This is a genomic window from Streptomyces sp. WM4235 (assembly GCF_001279725.1).
Classification (GTDB): domain Bacteria; phylum Actinomycetota; class Actinomycetes; order Streptomycetales; family Streptomycetaceae; genus Streptomyces.
The window spans coordinates 1-19,783 of record NZ_LGDE01000471.1 but is presented as its reverse complement, the minus strand read 5'-3'; the positions used below and the strand labels follow the sequence as shown (position 1 = coordinate 19,783).

Sequence of the window (19,783 nt, the reverse complement as noted above, 5' to 3'; positions counted from 1 at the left end):
CGCCGCGGCTCAGGCAGGAGTGAAGACGGCCGCGTCCGCCTCGTCGAGGATGAATCCGTTGTCGAAGCGGACGCGCACCGTCACCCGGGGACCCCGTTCCTGGAAGGCGACCCACTCGGGCTCCAGGGAGCCGACCTTCTCTTCGAGCTGCTTCCTGCTCGCCGCGGGCATCTGGCCGCCGAAGGAGTCGAGCAGCGACTTGAGCCGCTCGTACTCGCGGACACCCTCGCTCTCCTCCCGGTGTTCGACCACCCGTTCGACGGTCCCCTCGGTGCCCGCCGCCAGGGACAGGAACCCGACGACGAGCCCCGACACCTCGATGGAATCCGTCAGCCTGGTGTCCGCGGCCAGCTTCACGCGCCGGCCCTCCTTGAACGTCATCGACTCTTCCTCGCTTCTCGCATCGTCGTATGTGAGACCCGGACCCGGACACCGGACCCGGAGCCCGACCCGGATCCGGGCCGCCGTGCCGTCGACCGGCCTCACCGCGCGGCGTCGCCACGCCGGAGCCGGCCGAACACCTCGGGGGTCGCCCAGCCGCGCAGCGCCGCCCGCACCGTCGACGCGAAGGCGCTCTCGGCCGTGGCGGCATCGAGGGCTCCGGCGAGTTCGAGCGTGACGAGCCCGTGCAGGGTCACCCACAGCGAGACGGCGATCAGGGGCGCCTCGCCGTCGAGGACGGAGTCCGCCACCGCGCGGTCGATCGCGGCGACCAGCGGCCGGACGGGGTCGCGGGTGCCGATCGCCCCCGACGGGTCGAAGGACTGCGCGCCGCCGAACAAGACCGTGTACAGGTGGCGGTGTTCGGCGCCCCAGCGGCGGTACGCGGCGGCCAGGGCGTAGAGGTCGGCGAGGACGTCGTCGGAGGTCGGTACCGCCGACAGGTCCCGGAACAGGCCGCCGACCGCCCGGTCGCGCACCTCGCCGACCAGCGCGTCCTTGCCGTCGAACAGCGTGTACACCGCTGCCGTCGACGTCCCGGCGGCGGCGGCCAGGGCGCGCACCGTGACCGACTCCCGCGGCCGGGTGGCGAACATCTCGGTCGCGCATGCCACAAGCCGCTCTTTGACCGCGGCGTCATTCGTTCTCGGCCTACCCACGGGGTCAGCCTACCGGCGCTGATAACATCGTTTTGAAACGACGTTCTGAAACTCTTTCGACGTCATTCCGAACCTCCCGGGGGACACCCATGCCATCGCCCGACCCGCACCCCGCCCCCCGCCCCACCGCGTTACGCACGGCCGTCCGCGTCGCCCGTCGCGTGCTCGCGGCAGCGGCCGCCGTCGTGGCACTGGTGGTCGTCTTCCTGGCGCTGATCGTCCTCACGGACGGGGCGGGCTCGGGGCTCGTCGCGTGGTCGGCCACCCTGGCCGTCGCGGTCGCCGCCGCTTTGTGGCGCGGTCGCCGGCGCCGCGCCCGGCGGGCCCGGTGGGTACCGTTCCTGCCCGTGGTCGTCGCGGCCGTGCTGACGGCCTCCGTCTGCGTCCCGACCGTTCCCACGGCGCGACGCGTACCGGCGGCGCTTCCGTTCGTGACCGCGCAGCACTGGACGCTGAGCACGGGCAGTCGGGTCGCGGTCTACCACCACCCGCCCGCGAGCTCCGCCGCCGCGCACCCCGTACCGCTCGTGTACCTCCACGGCGGACCCGTGCGCGGCATCTCCACGCTCGACCACCGGTTCCTGCGACTGCTGGCCCGCCAGGGCTACGACGTGTACGCCTACGAGCAGGCAGGCGGCGGACGGAGCGATCTGCTCCCCATGGACCAGTACACGATCTCCAGGTCGGTCCGCGACCTCGACGCCTTCATCGGCCGGCTGGACAAGGGCGGCGTCGACGTCCTGGGATTCTCCTCGGGCGCGGTCGTACTCACCCGCGCCCTGGCCGACCCGAACGTCGCCCCGCGCGTCCACCGGGCCGTCATCGCCGAGCCCGGCCCGATGGACGGCCCCACCGCCCGCCTCACCGGGCACCGGGGCCGGCCGTCCGCGCGCGACACCGCACCGCCCGTGGCCGGACCACGCTCGACGCACGTTCCGCGCTACGCGACCGCTTTCGCACTGATGCGGCTCGGACTCCTCGACCCCGACAGCGCCCTGGTGGGCCAGGCCGAGGGCGTCAACGCGTTCACCGCCGCCGACCTCGGCAGTGACACCGCCTCCGCCTACTGCGCCCGCGACGCGCACCGCATCCCCGAGGAGGACACCGCGCGCACCTTCTCCTTCAGCCCCGCCGCGAGCCTCCGCGTCCAGCAGACGATCAAGGACTCGCCCTCCATCGCCCCGCGGCTGAGGGGCTCCCGGACGCCCGCGATGCTGATGATCGCCGAATGCTCCTCGCAGCTCCGCGAGTGGGCGACCGCGATCCTCGCCGACACCCCCGGCATCCGGCGCACCCAGTACATGCCCGGCGTCGGCCACCACATGTGGAACGGCCTCGACGACAACGACCAACGGGCCGCCGCCGTCATCGACGCCTTCCTCCAGGACGAACCGGCACCCCTGCCGAACCACCCGACACGTGACGACATCCCCGACTTCCTCCGCGACTTCGCGGGAGACCGATGAGTTTGCGCGGCGCCGGCGGTCTTCTTCCTCGACGATCCCCGCACGGCAGGAGACGGACATGACCGACCTTGAGACCAGGACGATCGACGCGACCGGCGCCACCCTCGGCTTCGACGTTCGACGGCCCACCAACAGGAACGACAACGGGAACGACAACGGGAACATCAACGGGAAGGGGAGCGCGAGCACGGGCACGGGCACGGGCGGGGAGCCGCGTGCGCTGCTGCTGGTGGGGTCCCCGATGGGCGCCGACGGATTCCGGACCCTGGCCTCGCACTTCACCGACCGGACCGTGGTCACCTACGACCCCCGGGGCGTGGGCCGCAGCGCGCGCACCGACGGGGTCGCGCAAACGCGGCCCGAGGAGCACGCCGACGACCTGCGCAGGGTGATCGAGGCCCTCGGCGTCGGGGCGGTGGACGTGTTCGCGAGCAGCGGCGGAGCGGTCAACGCGCTGACCCTTGTCGAACGGCACGGCGACCTCGTACGCACCCTCGTGGCGCACGAGCCCCCGATGGCCCAGGTGCTCCCGGATCGGGAAGCGGCGCTCGCCGCCTGCGAGGACATCCACCGGACCTACCTGCGCGAGGGAACGGGCCCCGCGATGGCGAAGTTCTTCGTACTGGTCTCCCACCAGGGCCCCTTCCCCGCCGACTGGACCGAACGGCCGGCGCCCTCCCCGGCCGACTTCGGGCTGCCGACCGAGGACGACGGCTCCCGCGAGGACCCCCTGCTGGGCCAGAACATGCGCGGTTGCACCTCCCACCGCCCCGACTTCACCGCGCTGCGCGCCGCTCCCACGCGCATCGTGGTGGCGGCGGGCAAGGAGTCCGGGGACCAGTTCCCCGCACGCGCCGCGGCGGCGACCGCCGCCGGCCTGGGAACCCTGCCGGCGCTGTTCCCCGGCGACCACGGTGGATTCCTGGGCGGCGAGTACGGTCAGCACGGCGCCCCGGAGGAGTTCGCCCGGACCCTGCGGGAAGTACTCGACACCGACGGCTGACAGGGAGACACCCGGCGGCGACGCCGATTGGCGGGTGGACAGGGGCGTCCGGGGGGCGGTGTCCTGATCGCTGTCGCCCCGCGATGTCGGCACGGAGCCGAGCCGTGTTCCGTACGGCGCTCGACGTCGACGACGCCACCTGGCTGCGGGGCCGCGGTTGGGCACTCGCCACCGGCCTGAACGCGCACACCGCCCATGCCCACGCCAACCCCCGGATCGCGGCCCGGACCACCCGTCAGATCACCGAGGCCTGCTCGGCCAGTGCCGTGACACGGTGAACGATTTCGGCCACAGCACTGGATCCGAAACCGACGGCCCGGCTCGCGAGACTCCCGGCCGGCTCGTCGGGCGGACCCTGCCTCGGCGCACCCGGGAGAGCACGGTCTGGCCGGGTTCACTTGCCGGTGATGCTCCACGTGCCGTCGCCGGCCGCGGCGGCGTTCTCGAGGGCGGTCCACGCGGCGTTGTCGAGCTTGAAGGCGTCGTGGAGGTAGGCGGAGATCGCGTCGGCGACGAGGGTGACGCGGGCGGGGTCCTCGTCGGTGGTCTCGGCGACCCTCTCGCCGGCCAGGCCGCCCAGGGTGTGCTCGCCCTCGGCGATGGCGAGCAGGCTCTTCGGGGCCGGGCTGAGGTGATAGGCGTCGGTGAACCACGCGGGCCCCCGGGTGGAGAGCTGAGACTGGTCCCTGCCGCCCGCGACGACCAGGACCGGAGGGGTCATGGTGGAGTAGTCCGGCCTCATGAACGGAAGGTGTTCGGCGGCGAACGGGGTGAGGGTGTCGCCCGTACCGGTCGCGGCGATCAGCGCACCGGCCGAGACCGCGGAGTGGGAGAAGTCCTCTCCTGGAATCCCGTCGGCGTCGAGCACGCGCGCGCCGAGGAGCGCGCCGGCGGTCTGGGCGCCCCAGGAGTGGCCGACGACCGCGACGCGGTCCCGGTCGGCGCGGGTCCCCGGATCGCCCGCCTGGAGAAGGATGTCGCCGAGGCCGTCGAGAACCGCGTGGAGGTCGGCGATCCGGACGCGCCAGACGGAGGCGAAGCGCGGGTCCTCCCACGTGATGCCGTTGCGGCGGGAGTCCAGGTGGGTGGGTTGCACGACGATGAATCCGGCGGCTGCCCACCGGTCGACGAGGGGTTCGTATCCGTCCATGGACCATGCGTTGCCGTGGGAGAACACGATGACGGGAAGGTTCCGGCCTGACGACGGGGCGGTGACCTTCACCTGGAGGTCGACGCTGCGGCCGGGCGCGGGAACGGTGATGGGCTTGACCGCGACGATCCGCTGGTCGAGGTGGTGGGTGGACATGGGGGACCTGTGCCTTCTCCATGGGGGCGCCCTGCCATACTTTGGCGGAGCGGCGTTCCGCCAAAGTAGCGGAACAGTGTTCCGCGAGTAAAGGGAGAATCTCGTGCCGGAATCTGTCGGAGTGCGCCAAGCGCAGGCCCAACGCACCCGCGGCGCCGTGCTGGCGGCCGCGGCGGCGGTCTTCGTGGACCAGGGAGTCCAGGCCCCCATCCGCGACATCGCCGAACGTGCCGGCGTCGGCGTCGGCACGATCTACCGAAACTTTCCGACCCGGGCGGACCTCGTCACAGCCGTCTACCGGCACCAGATCGACACCTGCACCGCACTCGCGCCGCAGCTCCTGAAGGAATCGGCCTCCCCGTTCACCGCCCTGACCTGCTGGGCGGACGCGTTCGTGGAGTTCCTGGTGACCAAGCACGGCCTCGGTGCCGCCCTGGGGTCCGGCGATCCGGGGCTGGAGAACCTCCACGCCCTCATGCTCGACACCCTGGTCCCGGCCTGCGCGACGCTGCTCGACGCCTGCGCCGCCGCCGACGAACTCAACCCCGGCATCACCGCCTACACGCTCATGCGCGCCATCGGAAACCTCTCCATCACCGGCCCCGACTACGACCAGGGCGACGCCAAGCACATGGTCGCGACCCTCCTCGCCGGATGCCGTCGCACGGCATAGCGGCGGACGCGTGGCTGGCCCGGCCCTCGTGCCCTCCGGCAACACCGGCTCCCATGGCGCCCACTGCTCGTCCGTGAGCTCTCCCCGACCCGTGAACCGCGATCGTTCATCGCCCGCATGACGTCGGCCGTCCACCCCGACGAACACACGCACGACGCACCACGAAGGAACAGACATGGCCACGACATACCTCCTTCAGGTCGACTTCCCGAGCGACGGCCCCTTCGGAGAACAGATGGCGACCGAGTACCGGCAACTGGCCGAGAGCATCAACCGGGAACCGGGGATGATCTGGAAGATCTGGACCGAGAACAGCGAAGACCGCGAAGCCGGCGGCATCTACCTCTTCGATTCCGAGGCGACCGCGCAGAAGTACCTGACCAAGCACACCGAACGGCTGCGGTCCTGGGGCATCACCGACATCCGTGGCCGGATCTTCGCCGTGAACGGCCCGCTGTCGGCGATCAACAGGGCTCCGCTTCCTCCCACCCCTGCCTGAACCCCGGCGCGGCAACCCGAGCGACACACCGCGACGAGGCGGGCGTTGCCGACGCGGCACGGACCTCGACGGCTCGGACCGCCGGCAACCGGCCTCCCGCCGGCGGCACTTGCGACCGAGCACCCGGCCCGACCGCGGGTGCGTGCGCGGCGGGTGTCTCGACGGAGGCGGACGGAGTCGGTCCGCCGAGGGGCCGTGACCCTCGGCGGCGGCGCGCCGTCCACGGGCTGCCGCGCGGACCTCCGTGTGCAACGCTGGAAGAGCCACCCGGGCCGGTTCTGCCCCGTGCGGCCCGCTGAACCACGGATGTAGCCATGCCCATGTGCCCAGCCTTGCGCACCGCGCCCTTCCGCGCCGCGCCGGCAGTGCTCGCCGGCGCCGCCCTCGCGGTGCTGATGACGGCGCCGGCCGCGCCGGCCGCCCTCTCCGGACCGGCGGCACCACCCGGCCACGCCGTCACCGGCATCCAGGCGGCCACCCTGTCCATCCCCGCCATCGGCGTGTCCGGGCTCACGGTCGTCCCGTACCAGGGGACCCCCGACGACGCGCCGGGCACCCGGATCCAGGACCAGGGCGCGGCGGCGAGCCCCCACGGTCCCGGCGGCGGGGTCGGCCCCGGCGACGTGGGGAACTACATCGTCACGGGCCACCGCATCGTCGCGGGCGGGCCCCTGCGGGCGTTGCCGTCACTGCCGAACGGCGCGGCGGTCCACGTCACCGCCGGCGGCGTGACGTACGAGTACACCATCACCGCGACGCGGACGACCTCGTTCCGGTCGCCGGCCTCCATGGACGCCCAACGGGCCGCGGTCCCGGGCTCCCCGGGCGCCGTACCGAGCCGAGCGATGATCACCGTGACCACCTGCCTCACGCCCGAGGACGAAGCTGCGGGCAATCGCTGGCGGGACGCGCAGAACAACCCGGAACACCGCATCGACAAGATCGGCGTACTCACGGCCACCAAGCCCTGAGAGAAGTCCCCTGGCGCCCTGGCCCCCTGCCGGAGTCGGGGAGTCGTCCGACGGCGCCAGGCGCAAGGAGAGTTGGTCACCTTTCGTACCCTTCCTCGCTTGCCGCCGGCTCCCGGGACCGGTGCCCGTACTCGACACCTCGCTCGTGCGGCCGCCGCCTCCGGCAAGGGAAGCACGCGCACCGCCGACATCCGACCCGGACCGCCGGGCGGAACGCCTGACCAGCGACAATGACCCCCACACCCCGGGCGGAGCATCCACGGGGGTACAGGCACCACGGGTACAGGCAACACAGGAACAGGCACCACGGGAACAGGGGCACATCGTGCGGGGGCGGAACGCGGAACGGGACCGGATCGAGCAGTTGCTCGTCGACGCCCGGAAGGGGAAGAGCGGCGCCCTGCTGGTGCACGGCGAGGCCGGGATCGGCAAGACCGCACTGCTCGACCACGCCGCCGGCCGGGCGGACGGGGCGCGCGTACTGCGCGTCGAGGGCATCGAGTCGGAGATGGAACTGGCCTTCGGCGGTCTCCACCAACTGTTCCTGCCCGTACTGGACCTCGTCGACGGCCTGCCACAACCGCAGGCCGCAGCCCTGCGGGCCGTCTTCGGGCTGACCGCCGACGGTGTCCGCGACCGCTTCACCGTCGGGCTCGCGGTGCTCACGACGCTGTCGGAGGCCGCGGCCGGCGGCCCGCTGCTGTGCCTGGTCGACGACGCGCAGTGGCTCGACCAGCCGTCGGTGGACATGCTGACGTTCGCCGCACGCCGACTGCGGGCGGAGGGCGTCGTGATGCTGTTCGCGGTCCGCGACGGGGCGCCCGGCGCCGCCGTGACGGGACTTCCCCGGCTGCACGTCGAAGGCCTCGAACGCGCGGCCGCCGCAGAGTTGTTGCCGGGCCTGCCACCGTACGTGGCGGACCGGCTCATCGAGGAGGCCCGCGGCAACCCGCTCGCCCTGATCGAGCTGTCGGCCGCGCTCACCCCGGCCCAGCGCGCCGGGCGGCTGGGCCCCTTGGCGCTCCCCGAGGAGGGCGCCGGACTGCCGAGCCGGATCCAGGACGGCTTCCTGGAGCAGATCCGAAGACTTCCCGAAGCCGCCCAGGCGGTCCTGCTGGTGGCCGCCGCCGACGACTCCGGGGACCTCGCCGTGGTGCTGAGGGCCGCGCGACCGCTCGGCGCGGCGGTCGAGGACCTCGAACCCGCCGAGCGCGCCGGGTTCGTGCGCGTGTCCGGGACGGTGGTGCGCTTCCGCCATCCGCTGGTGCGGTACGCCGCCTACCAGGGCGCCCCGCTCGCCCGGCGCATCGCCGCTCACCGGGCGTTGGCGCGGACGCTGGGCGACGCCGGCCAGGCGCACCGGCGTGCCTGGCACCTGGCCGCCGCGTCGACGGGCCCCGACGAGCGGGTCGCCGAGGAACTGGAACGGGTCGCCGAATGGGCCGGGAGCCGACAGGCGATGGCGTCCGCGTCCGCCGCCTACGAGCGCGCCGCCCAGCTCACCGCGGATCCCGGACCCCGTGCGCGCCGCCTGGTCCGGGCGGCCCAGCGGGCCGCCGACGCCGGACAGGACGAGCGCTGCGGCGCGCTCGCCGACCAGGTTCCGCTGCCACTGGAGGACCCCGGCGTGGCGGCGGACTTCGCGCGGGCCCGGGCGGTCGTCGAGCTCGGCTTCCGCAGACCGGAGACGGCCGCCCGGATCCTGCTCGCCGGCGCGGACCTGACCGGCACCGACCGCCCGGACACCGTCGCCTCGCTGCTGACCGACGCGGTGCACGCCGCGTTCTCCGCGGGTGACGCCACGCTGATCGAGGAGATCGCTTCCCGCGCCCCGGAGCTGCCGGTACTGGCCGTGCCCGCCCGACTGTTCGGCGGTGACGTACCCGGCGCGCTCGACGCGCTGCGCGCGCTCGTCCAGGACTCCCGGGACCCGAACATGGGCGTCATGGACCGGCTGATGACCGGGATCCACTGTCAACTGATCGGCGACCACGCGGCCGCGCGGGAAGCCGCCGCCGGAGCCGTCGCCCACTGCCGGGAGCAGGGCATCGGCGGATGGCTGCCCACCACGCTCCACCTGCTGGCGCAGACGGAACTGGCGCTCGGCCGCCACGACGAGGCGTCCGCGCACGCGGCGGAGGGGCTGCGGCTCGCCGAGTACCACGACCTGGCCCACCGGGCCGCCCACCTGCGGGCCGCGCTGGCGATGACGGCGGCCGTACGGGGCGAGGAGGAACAGGGCCGCGCCCTGGCCGCCGAGGCCCTGGCGTACACGCGACCGCGCGGGGTGGGGCGGGGTACGACGGACGCCCTGTGGGCGTTGGGCGTGCTCGAACTCGGCCTGGGACGGGCGGATGCGGCGCTGGAACCCCTGGAATCGGCGCTGCGACCTCTGGAGCGCGCGCCGCGACCACCGAAGTCCGCACCGCGACACTCGGGTTCGGTGCCGGAGCCCGCGTCGCGACCACTCGATTCGGCGCCGCGCGAGGCGGCCGGTCCGCCGCTCTGCCTGCCCCTGCTGGCGGACCTCGTGGAGGCGGCCGGACGTGCCGGGCGCCCGGAGCGGGCGACGGAACCGGCACGGCTGCTCGGGGAATGGGCCACCGCCCTGGGGCAGCCGGTCCTGTCCGCCCTGGCCCGCCGCTGCCAGGCGCTGACCGGCCCCGACCGTACGGCCGAGGAACACTTCACCGCGGCGTTGGCCCTCCACGAGAACGGCAGCGACTACGACCGGGCCCGCACCGCGCTGCTCTACGGAGAATGGCTGCGCCGTCTGCGGCGCCAGATCGACGCCCGGCACCAACTGCGCGCCGCGCTGGAGGCCTTCGAGCGGCTCGGTGCCCACCCGTGGGCAGGCCGCGCCCGGGCGGAGCTGGGAGCCGCGGGCGGGGAGACCGGGCTGACCGACCGTGAGGACGGCCCGATCAGCCTGCTGAGCCCGCAGGAACGCGAGGTCGTGCGGCTGGCGGCGGCCGGTGCGAGCAACCGGGAGATCGCCGCGCGACTGTTCCTGAGCCCCCGCACGGTCGGGCACCACCTCTACCGCGCGTTCCCCAAACTCGGCGTCGGCTCCCGCACCGAACTGGCCGCGCTGCTCGCGCCGGTACACGACTCATGAGGCCGCGGCCGACGCCGCCGGGGAACCCTCCGACGCCTCCGAGGCCGTCTCCGAGGCCTCCGGCACCGAGTAGATCATCCGGGTCTGGGCGGTCCGGTAGCCGGCCCGGGCGAACGCGGCGGCCATCGGCGCGTTGTCGGTGTCCGTGGTGGCCGTGATCAGCTCGGCGCCCGCCTCCACCTGTACCCGGGTGATCTCGGCGAGTACGTCGTCGACGTACCCCTGCCCGCGCAGTTCGGGGACGACGCCCAGGTAGCCGACGTTGCGGTTGTACGGCGTCGCCGAGGGGAGCGCCAGCCCGGCGACCTGACCGTCGGGAGTGCGCGCCAGCCGCCACCACGAACGCTCGCCCGGGCACCCGAGGTAGAAGTCCACCTCCTCGCGGGCGGTGGCCTCGGCTCCCATGGACGCGAGGTTCCGACGTGTCTCGCCGTCCAGGCTGCCCACCGCGATCCGCCGGAACACGTCGAGGAACTCCTCGTCCGAGCCCTCGGTGAAGGTGAGACGCCCGCTGGAGACGGGAAGCCCGGCGTCGGGGGTCCACTCCAGGCGCAGCCGCTCCACCTGGTCGGTGAGCCCGGCCGCCCGTGCGGCCTCGTGCCGCCAGTCCAGGGCGGCGACGACGGCCGGGTCCTGACGCCACCCGGTCGGCAGCGTCAGGTTGTACAGCGGGGGCTTGGTCGCGCCCTGTTCGGCGAAGGCCCGCAGCCCCGCCGTGATCAGCCCGGCCCCGACCGCCGCGCGGTCGGGAACCGAGGGATCGACGTACAGGCAGTCCAGGGCGAGTGGATGCTCACCGTCGGCGTGACCCCACCACAGGGCGCGGGCCACGACCCGGTCGCCGTCCTCGGCGATCCAGGTCCACTCAGGCCGGTACATGCCCTCCTTCAGTTCTTCGAGGTAGCGGTCGGCGGGAATCCAGCCGACGGGTTCGTCGACGGTCACGGCGGTGACCCGGTCGAGGTCGGTGTGGGTGTCGGTCGTGGAACGGAACAACATGGGTGTGCTCACTTCTGAGGTGTCGAGGAGATCGAGTAGGTGGTGATGGTCGCGCCGGTGTTGAAGACGCGGGAGTCGGTCAGCGTGAACCTCGTCGGGAGGAACGGCGCGCGGAAGAGCGGGACCCCGGAGCCGATGACGACCGGGTAGCGCTTGATGATCAGTTCGTCGATCTCCTCCAGCAGCTGCCCGGCCAGGTCCGCTCCGCCGCACAGCCAGATGTCCGCCCCGTCCTGCCGCTTGAGGTCGCGGACGAACGCCACCGGATCCGTGGACACGATCTCCACGGCGGGGTCGAGCCGGGACAGGGTGCGGGAGAAGACGTACTGGGTGAGGTGCGGGTAGGGGCTGGTGACGCCGACCGCGAGACCGGGCTCATAGGTGCCCCGGCCCATCAGGACCGTGTCGAAGCCGGTTGGGGACTCCTTCGATGCCCAACGGCCCGCGACCCTGCGCCGGGATGGTCTCGGGGTACTCGGCCAGCAGCGCGGCGGCCAGGTCCCCCTCGAAGGGGAAGAAGTCGAACTGCCCGTCGGGACCCGCGATGAAGCCGTCGAGACTGGTGCCGACGTAGTAGGTGAGTTGACGCACGCGGACCTGCTTTCGAAACGATCGGGTGATGTCACTGACGTTAGGTCGGCCGCCCCCTGACCGGCATCGGTCACCCCGACGTAATGTCACCGGTCACCGGGCACCGGCCACCGACCCGCGGGCATGGGTCGCCGCGGCGGGGTGGTGGGGGAGCGGTACCGCTCCGCGTCCGCCCGACGTGCTACCCCTCGTCGCGGCGCCGGGCGAGGTGGACGGTGAGGTCGGCGGCGATCCCGACCCGCTCCGGCAGGACCCGTGCGATCCGGTCGAACACCTGCTTCCGCGCCGCGGCCGGCAGGACGAGATAGGCCGAGATCGTCGAGAGATGACCGACGTAGTCGCGCGCGCTGATCGTCAACTTTCTTTCGATCAGGGACTGTTGGACATCGGTGAACCACTCGGACCGTTGGAGTTCCGTACCCGGCCACTGCATGGTGTGCTCCGGCGGTGTCCCGTCCGGGGAGGGGACTTCGTCACTCTCCAGGAACGGCGCCCGCGCCGCGCGAACGGCCTCCTCCACGGCCGGGTCGGCCAGTCGGAACGGTCCCCCGAACGAGGCGAACACGCCGCCCGGCTCCAGCAGTCCGGCCATGCGCGACCACCGGCCCTGCGGGGTCGTCCAGTGCAGCGCCGCCGCCGCGTAGACCAGCCCGTACCTCTCGCCCTCCCGCACGTCCTCGAACGCGGCCCGCACCGCCCTGACGTGCGCCGGCACGTGTTTGCGCAACTCGGCGAGCATGGCCCCGTCAGGCTCGGTCGCGGTGACCGCGACCCCCCGTCGGGCGAAGAGACGGGTCGCCTTGCCCGTCCCGGCGCCGATTTCCAGCGCGGTCCGCGGCGGATGACCCGCGTACGCCGCGACCATGTCGAAGAGCCGGTCGGGATACCCCGGCCGGAACCGTTCGTACGCTTGCGCCATTGCTCCGAAACTCAGTGCGCGACCGGACATGCCTCGCATCCTGACACGAACCGCGCCCCGAGTGCCCGGCAATTCGGCCCGGCAGTTCGGCCCGGGGCCGCGGTGGGGCCCCGTTACCCGACGATGCGGTAACAGGGCCCCGGAGGACGATCGCGATGACGGATGCTGGGGCCACCGATCCACCGATCCACCGATCCACCGATCCACCGACCGTCAGGAGTGAGGCCCGTGCCGCTGAACCGTCACCGCGCCATCGCGTGGATTCTGGTCCTTGTGGCCGTGGTGGTGCTCGCCCTCACCGGCGTGCTCTTTCACCAGGGCAGGACGCCGGGACTCTACCCCGAACGCAGTTGGGGCCCGTGGAAGAGCGAAACGATGGGCGCCTGGTCGACGCACGTGCGGACCAACTCCTGGGTGCCCGCCGCCCAGGCCCGCGTTCACTACGGCAAGGCCGAGGACGTCTACCTCGACGCGTACGGCGAGACGGACCACGACATCGGCATCACGTTCCGCACCTCCTTCAGCCTCACGCCCGACGGCAGACTCACGGTGAAGGAGATGCAACCCTGACGGGGACCGTCGGCGTCAACGGCTCACCCGACGCCGCGTGCGCCCGTCGCGGCCCCGCGCGGGCCGGGGCTCAGAACGTCCACCGGGTGTGGGTGTACAGCCCGTCGTCCCGACCGAAGCCGTACGCGGTGTCCGGGGCCACCGCGAACACCACCGCGTGCCCCGCCCGGAAGGCGTCCCCGATGCCGTGGAAGGTGCCCTCGGGCGAGGTGATGTGTGCCCCGTACTTCGCCTCGTACGCCGCGATCACCTCCTCCAGCACCGCCGGATCGGCAACCTGCTTCGCCGTGCCCTCGACCACGAGGTCGAGCCCTTCGGTGAGCGAGTTCCCCCCGGTGGTCAGGGCGCAGTGGCCGTCCCGGGCGAGGTTCTTGGCCTTCTGCTCGCCCGGGCCGGTCGAGAAGTACAACACCCCGTCGTGCCAGGCGGCGATCACGGGAGTGACGTGGAGGCGGCCGTCGGGTCGCACCGTGGACACCCAGAAGATCTCGGCGGTCTCCAACTGCCTCTGGGCGTCGGCCCATTCGGTGGCGATGACGTCCTCGGCGCCGGGGCGGGGATTGAGCGCGGAGCTGTAGCGCCCGTCGAGCTCGGTCGTGGGCGTGGGTCGGTCGGCGGGTTCCTGAGTGGGCATGGCACCTCTCCTTCGTTTCCCCGCACAACGACCGGCCGCCCGTGCGGACATCACCGCCACACCGCTCTGTACCGCTCCGTACGCCCGATGGCGGTCGAGCGGCCGCGGCCCGGAGCGCCGGGGCGCTGTCAGTGGTCTCACCTAGCGTCTCGGACATGACGCGAACCGCACACACCTTCGCCTACGCCCGCCCCTCCTACCTGACCTCCGCTGCGGCGGGGCAGGCCCTCAACCTGGAGACGGCCGGCGGTCTGACGCCGACCGGCGCCGACGCCCATCCGCAGTTCTTCTCCGGGTTCCTGGGCGCCCCCCAGGCGGCGGCGCGGGCGTTGCTCGCCGTCGCGGACGTGGCCTCGGCCCGCTACTACCAGCGCACCCTGCGCGCGTCCCTCGACCCGGTGGTCACGGGCAACGGCGACCGGTTGCGGTTCGAGTCCTTCTCCGGGTGCTGTGGCGTGTACGCCCGGCTGGACGTGCTGCCCGAGGGCCTGCGCGGCGCCGACACCGGCCACGGCACCACCAACGTGGACGTCAACAACCCGCTGCGGGAGGCGTTGTCCCGCCTCGCCGGGGACGATCCGCTGCACCTGCGGGTCGGGCCCGACGAACTGGCCGTGACCACCCTCGACGGCCCGGTCGTCGAGAAGAAGGTCCCCCTGCCGGACCGTTGGCTGCGCGGCTTCGCCGAGGCCCAGGCCGTCACCACCGGCTTCGACCTCCGCGCCGAACTGACCGCCACCGAGACGGCACGCTTCCTGCGTTCCCTGCCGCGCACCACGTCCGGCGGTGGAGCCGCGAGCGCCGCCCTGTGGGTGGTCCCCGCCGGCCGTACGCTGCGCCCCACCACCCGGCCGGTGCCCGGAGCGGTCTGCCTGCCCGGCCCCGAACGCCTCGCCGCCTTCCAGCGCGTACTGCGGTACGCCACCGCCCTGCGCGTGTACGGCCCCGGGGCGGACGGCGCCAACCCCACCGCGTCCGCCTGGGAAGTGGGCCTGCCCGGCATGCGGCTCACACTGACCCTCTCCCCGCGGGCCGACCGCGGGTTCTCCGGCGAGGGCGGTGTCCTGGAGGCCCTCGCCACCGACACCGCGGCCGAGGACGCCGAGCTGATCTCCGTACTGCTCGCGTGGGAGCCGCGCATCGACCCGGCCGACCTCGCCGAGCAGTCGGGCCTTCCGGTGGCGCGGGTCCGGGCCGCCCTCACCCGCCTCGGTACCGCCGGCCGGGTCGGATACGACATCGCCGAAGCGGCCTACTTCCACCGGGAACTGCCCTACGACGCCCGGCGCGCCGAGCGCCACAACCCCCGCCTGGTCGCGGCCCGCGCCCTGCTGGAGGCCGGCGCGGTCACCCTGGAGCGCGCCGGTATCGCCGTCGTGGCCTCCGGCGAACGCCGCTACCAGGTCCGCGAGTCGGGCGGCGCCCTCAGCTGCACCTGCCAGTGGTGGGCCGACTACCGGGGCCGCCGCGGCCCCTGCAAGCACGCCCTCGCCACCCGCATGGCCCTGCGCGCCGCCTCCGCCACCACCCCGACCTCGACCACCACCCCCACCCCTTCCGGAGCCGCACGATGAGCGGCGGCGACGACGTCCTCGAAGCCGTACGGACGGGCCGCACCACCGCCGTGCCCGGACTCCTCAAGCCGCTGGACCCCGGACAGCGGCGCGCCCTGCTCGCCGACCTGAAGGAACTGCGCGCCGAACTGCGCGCCGAACTGCGCGCCTCGGGCTGGGACCGCTGGCAGGAACGGGACCTGATGAGCCCGGCGCTGGTCGTCGCCGGAGCCGGCTGCCACACCGGCGCCGCGGCCGCCGCCGGCTGGATCGGCGCCCGCGACCTGCGCCGTTGGCGCCAACACCCCACCCCCGTCCTCCTCGACGTCCTCGCCGGCCGGGAACCGCGATGGCTCGGCGACCTCGCCCACCGGCTCGCCGCCCGAGCCGGCACCGCCGCGCAGGACTATCCGCTGATCAGCGAACTCGTCCGGCTCGCGGGCTGTCCGATGCCCACCACCGACGGCTGCGTCGAGGGCTGGGCGCAGGCCGTCGGCGCGTCCGGGAACCGGCTCACGCGGGCCCTGCGCGAGGACCCCCACCTCACCGCGTTCGTACCGCGCCTCTTCGAGACCGCCGAACCGGTCGGCTCCTTCGCCTGGCGCTGTGACCCGGACGACCCCCAGCACTGGCCGGCCGCGTTGGCCCGCCTCGCCGGCGAGGGACGCCTGGAGCGCGCCGTCCTCCTGGACGGCTGTGTCGCCCGGTTGCTGCGCGGCGGCAAGCCCACCGAACTGAAGCCCTACCAGGCCGTCCTTCGGGCCCTCCAGCCGACCGAGGAAGAGGAAGGGAGGCGCGCCGCCGACTGGATCGCGCTGACCGCCGACGCACCGTCCTCCGTCGCCGGCGACGCCCAGCGGACACTGGCCCGGCTCGCCGCCGCGGACCGGCTCACGCCCCGCATGCTCGCCGAGATGTCGACCGGCGCCCTGTTCCGCCCCGAGAAGAAGCTGGTGCGCGCCCAGCTCGTACTGATCGGCAAGGAACTCGGCCGCGACCCGGCCGCCGCCCCGGAACTGCTGCCCGCGCTCGGCGAGGCCTTCGGGCACCCGGACACCGAAATCCAGGAACGGGCCCTCGACCTGGCCGCGGCGCACCTCACCGACGATCCCGACCTGCGCGCCGAACTCGCCGACCGGGCACAGCTGCTGAGCCAGACCCACCGGGCCCGGGCGGTGGACCTCCTCGGACCGGCCGCCGCGCCCGCCGAGGACACCGGCCCCTACCGGGAGACCCTGCCGCCGCCCCCCGTCCCGTCCCCGCTCGCCCCGGCCCCGGAGACGGTCCAGGAGACCGTGGAGCTCGTCGCCGCGGTCGTCAACTCCCGCACCGCGACCGTCGAGGAGTTCGAGCGCGCCCTGGACGGCCTGGTACGGCACGCCCACCGCGACCGTGCGGCCCTCGCCGAGGCGCTGCGCCCCGCGCTGGCGGGCCGCTGGTGGCTCGACCCCGAACAGTCCCGCCACCTCATCGGTGAACTGCCCGGCCTGGAACGCGTCGCCGCCGCCGTCCTGGACGTGCCCCCGACCGGCACCCCACCCGTGGCAGTCTTGTCGTGGCGCTCCGGCTGTCACCACCCCGGGCTGCACACCGTCGTCCGTGCCCGCCTGAACGAGGCCGCGGGGCGCGTCGCGACCCGACCGCTGCCCTTCCTCCTCGCCACACCCACCGTCGAGACGGGCTCCCTGGACCCCCACGTGCTGGTCGCCCGGCTCGCCGAGTACCGCCGGCTCGGCGAAGAGCCCGCCCCGGTGGACTTCGCCCAAGCCCTGCTGAGGGTCCGCCGTGACGCCGGGGCCATCGCCGGGGCCACCGCCCTCGGCACCCCCGAAGGGCACCGACTGGCATCCTGGCTCGGCGCCGCCGGACAGCCCGTATCCGTTACCCGCCGCACCGCGTCCGCCGTGCGGTACGCGTACGGGGCAACCCCCGCGCACCTCGTCCTGGACACCGGGGAACGCCCCACCGTGATCGGCGAGTTCCCGGAACCGTTCCACGAACTGGCAGGGGCACGCAAGGCATCCGCACGCTGCTGGGACGGAGGCGACGACGCCTCGGCGCTCGCGGTCCTGCCCGAGGACCGGGAGACCCTGGCCGCCTGGTGGCTCCCGACCATCACCTCCTGCGCCCTCCACGAAGCCCGCGACGGGGCCGCCGTACTGCCCTGGCTCACCGCCGCCGGCGGACCCGCCGGCCCGGCCCTGCACCTCGCGGTCGCCGCCGCGCTCGGCGCCCGCCACCCCGAGGACCGGCTGCGGGCCGTCGACGCGCTCCTCACCCTCGCCGCCCGCGACGAGCTGGACGCCGTGCGCCTCGGCGAGGACCTGGCCGAACTGATGACGCTGGGCACCGTCAAGCCCAACCGGCTCGCCGACTCGCTGCGCACCGCCGCCGCGACCGGCGCCCACGCCACGACCTGGGCCGTACTGGCGGCCGTACTGCCCGCGCTGCTCACCGGCACCTTGGATCCGCGCGGCGCCGGAGAACTCCTCGCGACGGCCGCCGACTGCGTGGAGCAGTCCGGCGCGGCCTCGCCGGACCCCGCCGGACTCGCGGAGGCCGCGGCCCGCGGCGGCCGATCCCGGCTGGTCACCCAGTCCGTCCGACTGCGCGACGCACTGCGCCGCAACCGGTCCGTGTCGACCGGGGGCGGGTGACGGCCGGCCGGGGGCTCCGAGCTGAGGGGGCCGCCGGGCCCCGCGTACCGGGGACCGCCGGGGGCCATGACGTGCGGGGCACGCCATGGCCCGGGGTCACAGCTTCCCGGCGATGAGGTCCAGATCCCCTCGGGTGAAGCCCGGACCGTCGGAGCCGTCCGGCGCGAACGACTCGATGACGGCGCTCACCGCGGGGGCCGCGTCCGTACCGCCCACCTCGGTGATCTGCACGTTGTAGAAGACGAGCCGGCCGTCGACGTCCTCGTTGGAGATCTCCAGGACCTCGTCGAGCCAGTCGGCCGCCTCGGCCACGTTGCCCTGCGCGCGGTCCAGTTCGCGCAGACAACTGCGGCCGATGCCCGGCAGCAGCGCCACGGCGAGGGCCGTGGCGTCGTCGAAGGTGCGCACGTCGGGCCAGAAGGTGTTGACGGGCCGGGGCCGGGACGCGTCCGTGAAGTCGAAGAACGCGAGCGTGTGGCGCACGCACACGTGGTGCACGTTCCGTTCGGCCGCGGTCAGCGTCAGGGTGACCCGACGCTCCCCGACGGCGGCGGCGACCGTGGCGCTCGCGACCTCGTCGTCGGAGTCGGCGTACGCGGCGATCGACGGCGCGTTCCTCCGGGCCTCGACGAAGAGGCGCAGACCCTGCCCGGGGTCCGGGAACGGGGTCATCCCCTTGCGCAGGTTCTGCCGGGTCGTGGCGTCGTACACCCACTGCTCGCGCAGGGGCGGATACAACACCCGGTCCTTCCGATCGACCCGCTGCGCGGCGGTGTGCGCGCTCTGCAGGTGCCGGTGCAGGATCCGTCCACCGGTTCCGGAGCATTGGGGAGGGTGGGGCGGATGGACACGGTCCCGTCCGGCCGTGTGGCACGGGTCGGCTTGCGGATGGGGCATACGCTCTTGCCCATGACGCAAGGTGACGGAGACCTGGACAGCCTGGTCCGCCAACGTGTCCGCGCGCTGCGCGTGGCACAGGGCTGGTCGTTGGAGGAGCTCGCGGCGCGCGCCAACGTCAGCCAGTCCACCCTCAGCCGCATCGAGAACGGTCAGCGACGCCTCGCCCTGGACCAGTTGGTCACCCTCGCCCGCGCTCTGGACACCACCTTGGACCAGCTGGTCGAGAACGCCACGGACGACGTGATCTCCAGCCCGGTGATCGACGGCGCCCACGGGCTGATGCGCTGGCCCGTCAAGGCCGACCCGGGCATGACCGTGGTACGCCAACGCATGACCGAACCGCCCCCGGACAACCCCTCGCGCCTGCGCGCCCACCCCGGCCGCGAATGGCTCGTCGTCCTCTCCGGTACCGCGATCCTGCTGCTGGGCGATCGGCGCTACCGGATCGAGACCAACCAGGCCGCGGAGTTCCCCACCATGCTTCCCCACGCCATCGGCACCGCGGGCGGCCCGTGCGAAATCATGGGCATCTTCGACCGCGACGCCCGACGCGGCCATCAGCGTGCCGGCGGACGCGTCCCCCGGGGCCAGGGGGCCGAGAGCCAGGACCGCCCATCGGCGTGAGCGTCCGTCGTTGCGGTTTCGGCAGGCCACACCGCCCATGTCTTGCGCATCCGGCAAGACGTCATGCCGATGACGCATGCTCCGCCTACGTTGGCCGCATGACGCACCCCCCGCCCCCCACGCCCCCCCACGACCAGGGCGGCCACGACGCCACCTCCGCCCACACCCCCACCCCCCGAAACCCCCCGGCCCCCCCACCC

17 protein-coding genes and 2 pseudogenes are annotated in these 19,783 nt (G+C 73.5%); 11 read left to right on the top strand and 8 right to left on the bottom strand.

What is annotated here, in order from left to right; translation table 11 throughout:
* Nucleotides 1-9: 9 nt before the first annotated feature.
* A complete protein-coding gene (locus tag ADK55_RS34915; RefSeq protein ID WP_053684939.1) occupies nt 10-381 on the bottom strand; it encodes a hypothetical protein in 372 nt (123 codons plus the stop codon).
* 101 nt (nt 382-482) lie between these two features.
* Nucleotides 483-1,100 (bottom strand): TetR/AcrR family transcriptional regulator, encoded by a 618-nt coding sequence (locus tag ADK55_RS34910; protein WP_053684937.1) that lies wholly within the window; start codon nt 1,098-1,100, stop codon nt 483-485.
* A gap of 89 nt (nt 1,101-1,189) precedes the next feature.
* Between ADK55_RS34910 and ADK55_RS34905 the strand changes: the two genes are divergently transcribed.
* The 3 genes and pseudogenes from ADK55_RS34905 to ADK55_RS37245 all read left to right on the top strand — a co-directional run.
* A complete protein-coding gene (locus ADK55_RS34905) occupies nt 1,190-2,566 on the top strand; it encodes an alpha/beta hydrolase (RefSeq protein WP_053684935.1) in 1,377 nt (458 codons plus the stop codon).
* A gap of 58 nt (nt 2,567-2,624) precedes the next feature.
* On the top strand, nt 2,625-3,569 hold the full coding sequence (locus ADK55_RS34900) for an alpha/beta fold hydrolase (RefSeq protein WP_053684933.1): 945 nt from the start codon (nt 2,625-2,627) through the stop codon (nt 3,567-3,569).
* Nucleotides 3,570-3,652: 83 nt separating this feature from the next.
* A pseudogene (locus ADK55_RS37245) lies at nt 3,653-3,847 on the top strand (hypothetical protein); the annotation flags it as partial.
* 116 nt (nt 3,848-3,963) lie between these two features.
* Here the strand turns inward: ADK55_RS37245 and ADK55_RS34895 are convergent.
* The gene (locus ADK55_RS34895; RefSeq protein ID WP_053684930.1) at nt 3,964-4,875 is read right to left on the bottom strand and encodes an alpha/beta hydrolase family protein; all 912 of its coding nucleotides are present in this window, start codon (nt 4,873-4,875) and stop codon (nt 3,964-3,966) included.
* 103 nt (nt 4,876-4,978) lie between these two features.
* On the opposite strand from ADK55_RS34895, the gene ADK55_RS34890 reads away from it, so the two are divergent.
* The 4 genes from ADK55_RS34890 to ADK55_RS34875 all read left to right on the top strand — a co-directional run bounded on the left by ADK55_RS34890 (nt 4,979) and on the right by ADK55_RS34875 (nt 10,136).
* Nucleotides 4,979-5,548, top strand: a complete 570-nt coding sequence (locus ADK55_RS34890) for a TetR/AcrR family transcriptional regulator (RefSeq protein ID WP_053684929.1) — start codon at nt 4,979-4,981, stop codon at nt 5,546-5,548.
* Nucleotides 5,549-5,723: 175 nt separating this feature from the next.
* Entirely contained in the window at nt 5,724-6,047 is a 324-nt protein-coding gene (locus tag ADK55_RS34885; protein ID WP_053684927.1) for a monooxygenase, read from the top strand.
* A 320-nt stretch (nt 6,048-6,367) separates the two neighbouring features.
* Complete coding sequence (locus ADK55_RS34880) at nt 6,368-7,018, top strand: sortase domain-bontaining protein (protein WP_053684941.1); 651 nt, start codon at nt 6,368-6,370, stop codon at nt 7,016-7,018.
* Between the two features lie 325 nt (nt 7,019-7,343).
* Nucleotides 7,344-10,136, top strand: coding sequence for a helix-turn-helix transcriptional regulator (locus tag ADK55_RS34875; protein ID WP_053684925.1), 2,793 nt, complete (start codon nt 7,344-7,346; stop codon nt 10,134-10,136).
* On the opposite strand, the gene ADK55_RS34870 is transcribed toward ADK55_RS34875, so the two are convergent.
* The 3 genes and pseudogenes from ADK55_RS34870 to ADK55_RS34860 form a co-directional block, all read right to left on the bottom strand.
* Nucleotides 10,131-11,147 carry a GNAT family N-acetyltransferase gene (locus ADK55_RS34870; RefSeq protein WP_234350376.1) on the bottom strand — a complete coding sequence of 339 codons (1,017 nt, stop codon included), beginning with the start codon at nt 11,145-11,147 and terminating at the stop codon, nt 10,131-10,133. The two genes, ADK55_RS34875 and ADK55_RS34870, sit on opposite strands and share 6 nt — an antisense overlap.
* Nucleotides 11,144-11,726, bottom strand: a pseudogene (locus tag ADK55_RS34865) (dihydrofolate reductase family protein). Before ADK55_RS34865 ends, ADK55_RS34870 begins: the two are co-directional and overlap by 4 nt.
* Nucleotides 11,727-11,907: 181 nt before the next feature.
* Nucleotides 11,908-12,645 carry a class I SAM-dependent methyltransferase gene (locus ADK55_RS34860; protein ID WP_234350375.1) on the bottom strand — a complete coding sequence of 246 codons (738 nt, stop codon included), beginning with the start codon at nt 12,643-12,645 and terminating at the stop codon, nt 11,908-11,910.
* Nucleotides 12,646-12,873: 228 nt separating this feature from the next.
* Here ADK55_RS34860 and ADK55_RS34855 point away from each other — a divergent pair, with 228 nt between their 5' ends.
* Entirely contained in the window at nt 12,874-13,215 is a 342-nt protein-coding gene (locus ADK55_RS34855) for a hypothetical protein (protein ID WP_053684919.1), read from the top strand.
* A 70-nt stretch (nt 13,216-13,285) separates the two neighbouring features.
* Here the strand turns inward: ADK55_RS34855 and ADK55_RS34850 are convergent, their stop codons facing one another.
* Nucleotides 13,286-13,849, bottom strand: a complete 564-nt coding sequence (locus ADK55_RS34850) for a pyridoxamine 5'-phosphate oxidase family protein (protein WP_053684917.1) — start codon at nt 13,847-13,849, stop codon at nt 13,286-13,288.
* Between the two features lie 155 nt (nt 13,850-14,004).
* Here ADK55_RS34850 and ADK55_RS34845 point away from each other — a divergent pair, with 155 nt between their 5' ends.
* Together ADK55_RS34845 and ADK55_RS34840 are read left to right on the top strand one after the other, a co-directional pair.
* Nucleotides 14,005-15,423, top strand: a complete 1,419-nt coding sequence (locus ADK55_RS34845) for an SWIM zinc finger family protein (RefSeq protein WP_053684915.1) — start codon at nt 14,005-14,007, stop codon at nt 15,421-15,423.
* Complete coding sequence (locus ADK55_RS34840; RefSeq protein WP_053684913.1) at nt 15,420-18,059, top strand: DUF6493 family protein; 2,640 nt, start codon at nt 15,420-15,422, stop codon at nt 18,057-18,059. The genes ADK55_RS34845 and ADK55_RS34840 overlap by 4 nt, the downstream gene beginning before the upstream one ends.
* A 96-nt stretch (nt 18,060-18,155) precedes the next feature.
* On the opposite strand, the gene ADK55_RS34835 is transcribed toward ADK55_RS34840, so the two are convergent.
* Nucleotides 18,156-18,800 carry a hypothetical protein gene (locus ADK55_RS34835; RefSeq protein WP_053684911.1) on the bottom strand — a complete coding sequence of 215 codons (645 nt, stop codon included), beginning with the start codon at nt 18,798-18,800 and terminating at the stop codon, nt 18,156-18,158.
* Between the two features lie 168 nt (nt 18,801-18,968).
* Here ADK55_RS34835 and ADK55_RS34830 point away from each other — a divergent pair, with 168 nt between their 5' ends.
* Nucleotides 18,969-19,583 (top strand): helix-turn-helix domain-containing protein, encoded by a 615-nt coding sequence (locus tag ADK55_RS34830; protein WP_053684909.1) that lies wholly within the window; start codon nt 18,969-18,971, stop codon nt 19,581-19,583.
* Nucleotides 19,584-19,783 lie beyond the last annotated feature (200 nt).

Excerpts from the sequence above, each read along its gene's own strand:
- ADK55_RS34915 (WP_053684939.1), bottom strand. The coding sequence starts at position 381 with ATGACGTTCAAGGAGGGCCGGCGCGTGAAGCTGGCCGCGGACACCAGG.
- ADK55_RS34905 (WP_053684935.1), top strand. The coding sequence starts at position 1,190 with ATGCCATCGCCCGACCCGCACCCCGCCCCCCGCCCCACCGCGTTACGC.
- ADK55_RS34900 (WP_053684933.1), top strand. The coding sequence starts at position 2,625 with ATGACCGACCTTGAGACCAGGACGATCGACGCGACCGGCGCCACCCTC.
- ADK55_RS34895 (WP_053684930.1), bottom strand. The coding sequence starts at position 4,875 with ATGTCCACCCACCACCTCGACCAGCGGATCGTCGCGGTCAAGCCCATC.
- ADK55_RS34885 (WP_053684927.1), top strand. The coding sequence starts at position 5,724 with ATGGCCACGACATACCTCCTTCAGGTCGACTTCCCGAGCGACGGCCCC.
- ADK55_RS34880 (WP_053684941.1), top strand. The coding sequence starts at position 6,368 with ATGTGCCCAGCCTTGCGCACCGCGCCCTTCCGCGCCGCGCCGGCAGTG.
- ADK55_RS34860 (WP_234350375.1), bottom strand. The coding sequence starts at position 12,645 with ATGGCGCAAGCGTACGAACGGTTCCGGCCGGGGTATCCCGACCGGCTC.
- ADK55_RS34850 (WP_053684917.1), bottom strand. The coding sequence starts at position 13,849 with ATGCCCACTCAGGAACCCGCCGACCGACCCACGCCCACGACCGAGCTC.
- ADK55_RS34845 (WP_053684915.1), top strand. The coding sequence starts at position 14,005 with ATGACGCGAACCGCACACACCTTCGCCTACGCCCGCCCCTCCTACCTG.
- ADK55_RS34840 (WP_053684913.1), top strand. The coding sequence starts at position 15,420 with ATGAGCGGCGGCGACGACGTCCTCGAAGCCGTACGGACGGGCCGCACC.
- ADK55_RS34830 (WP_053684909.1), top strand. The coding sequence starts at position 18,969 with ATGACGCAAGGTGACGGAGACCTGGACAGCCTGGTCCGCCAACGTGTC.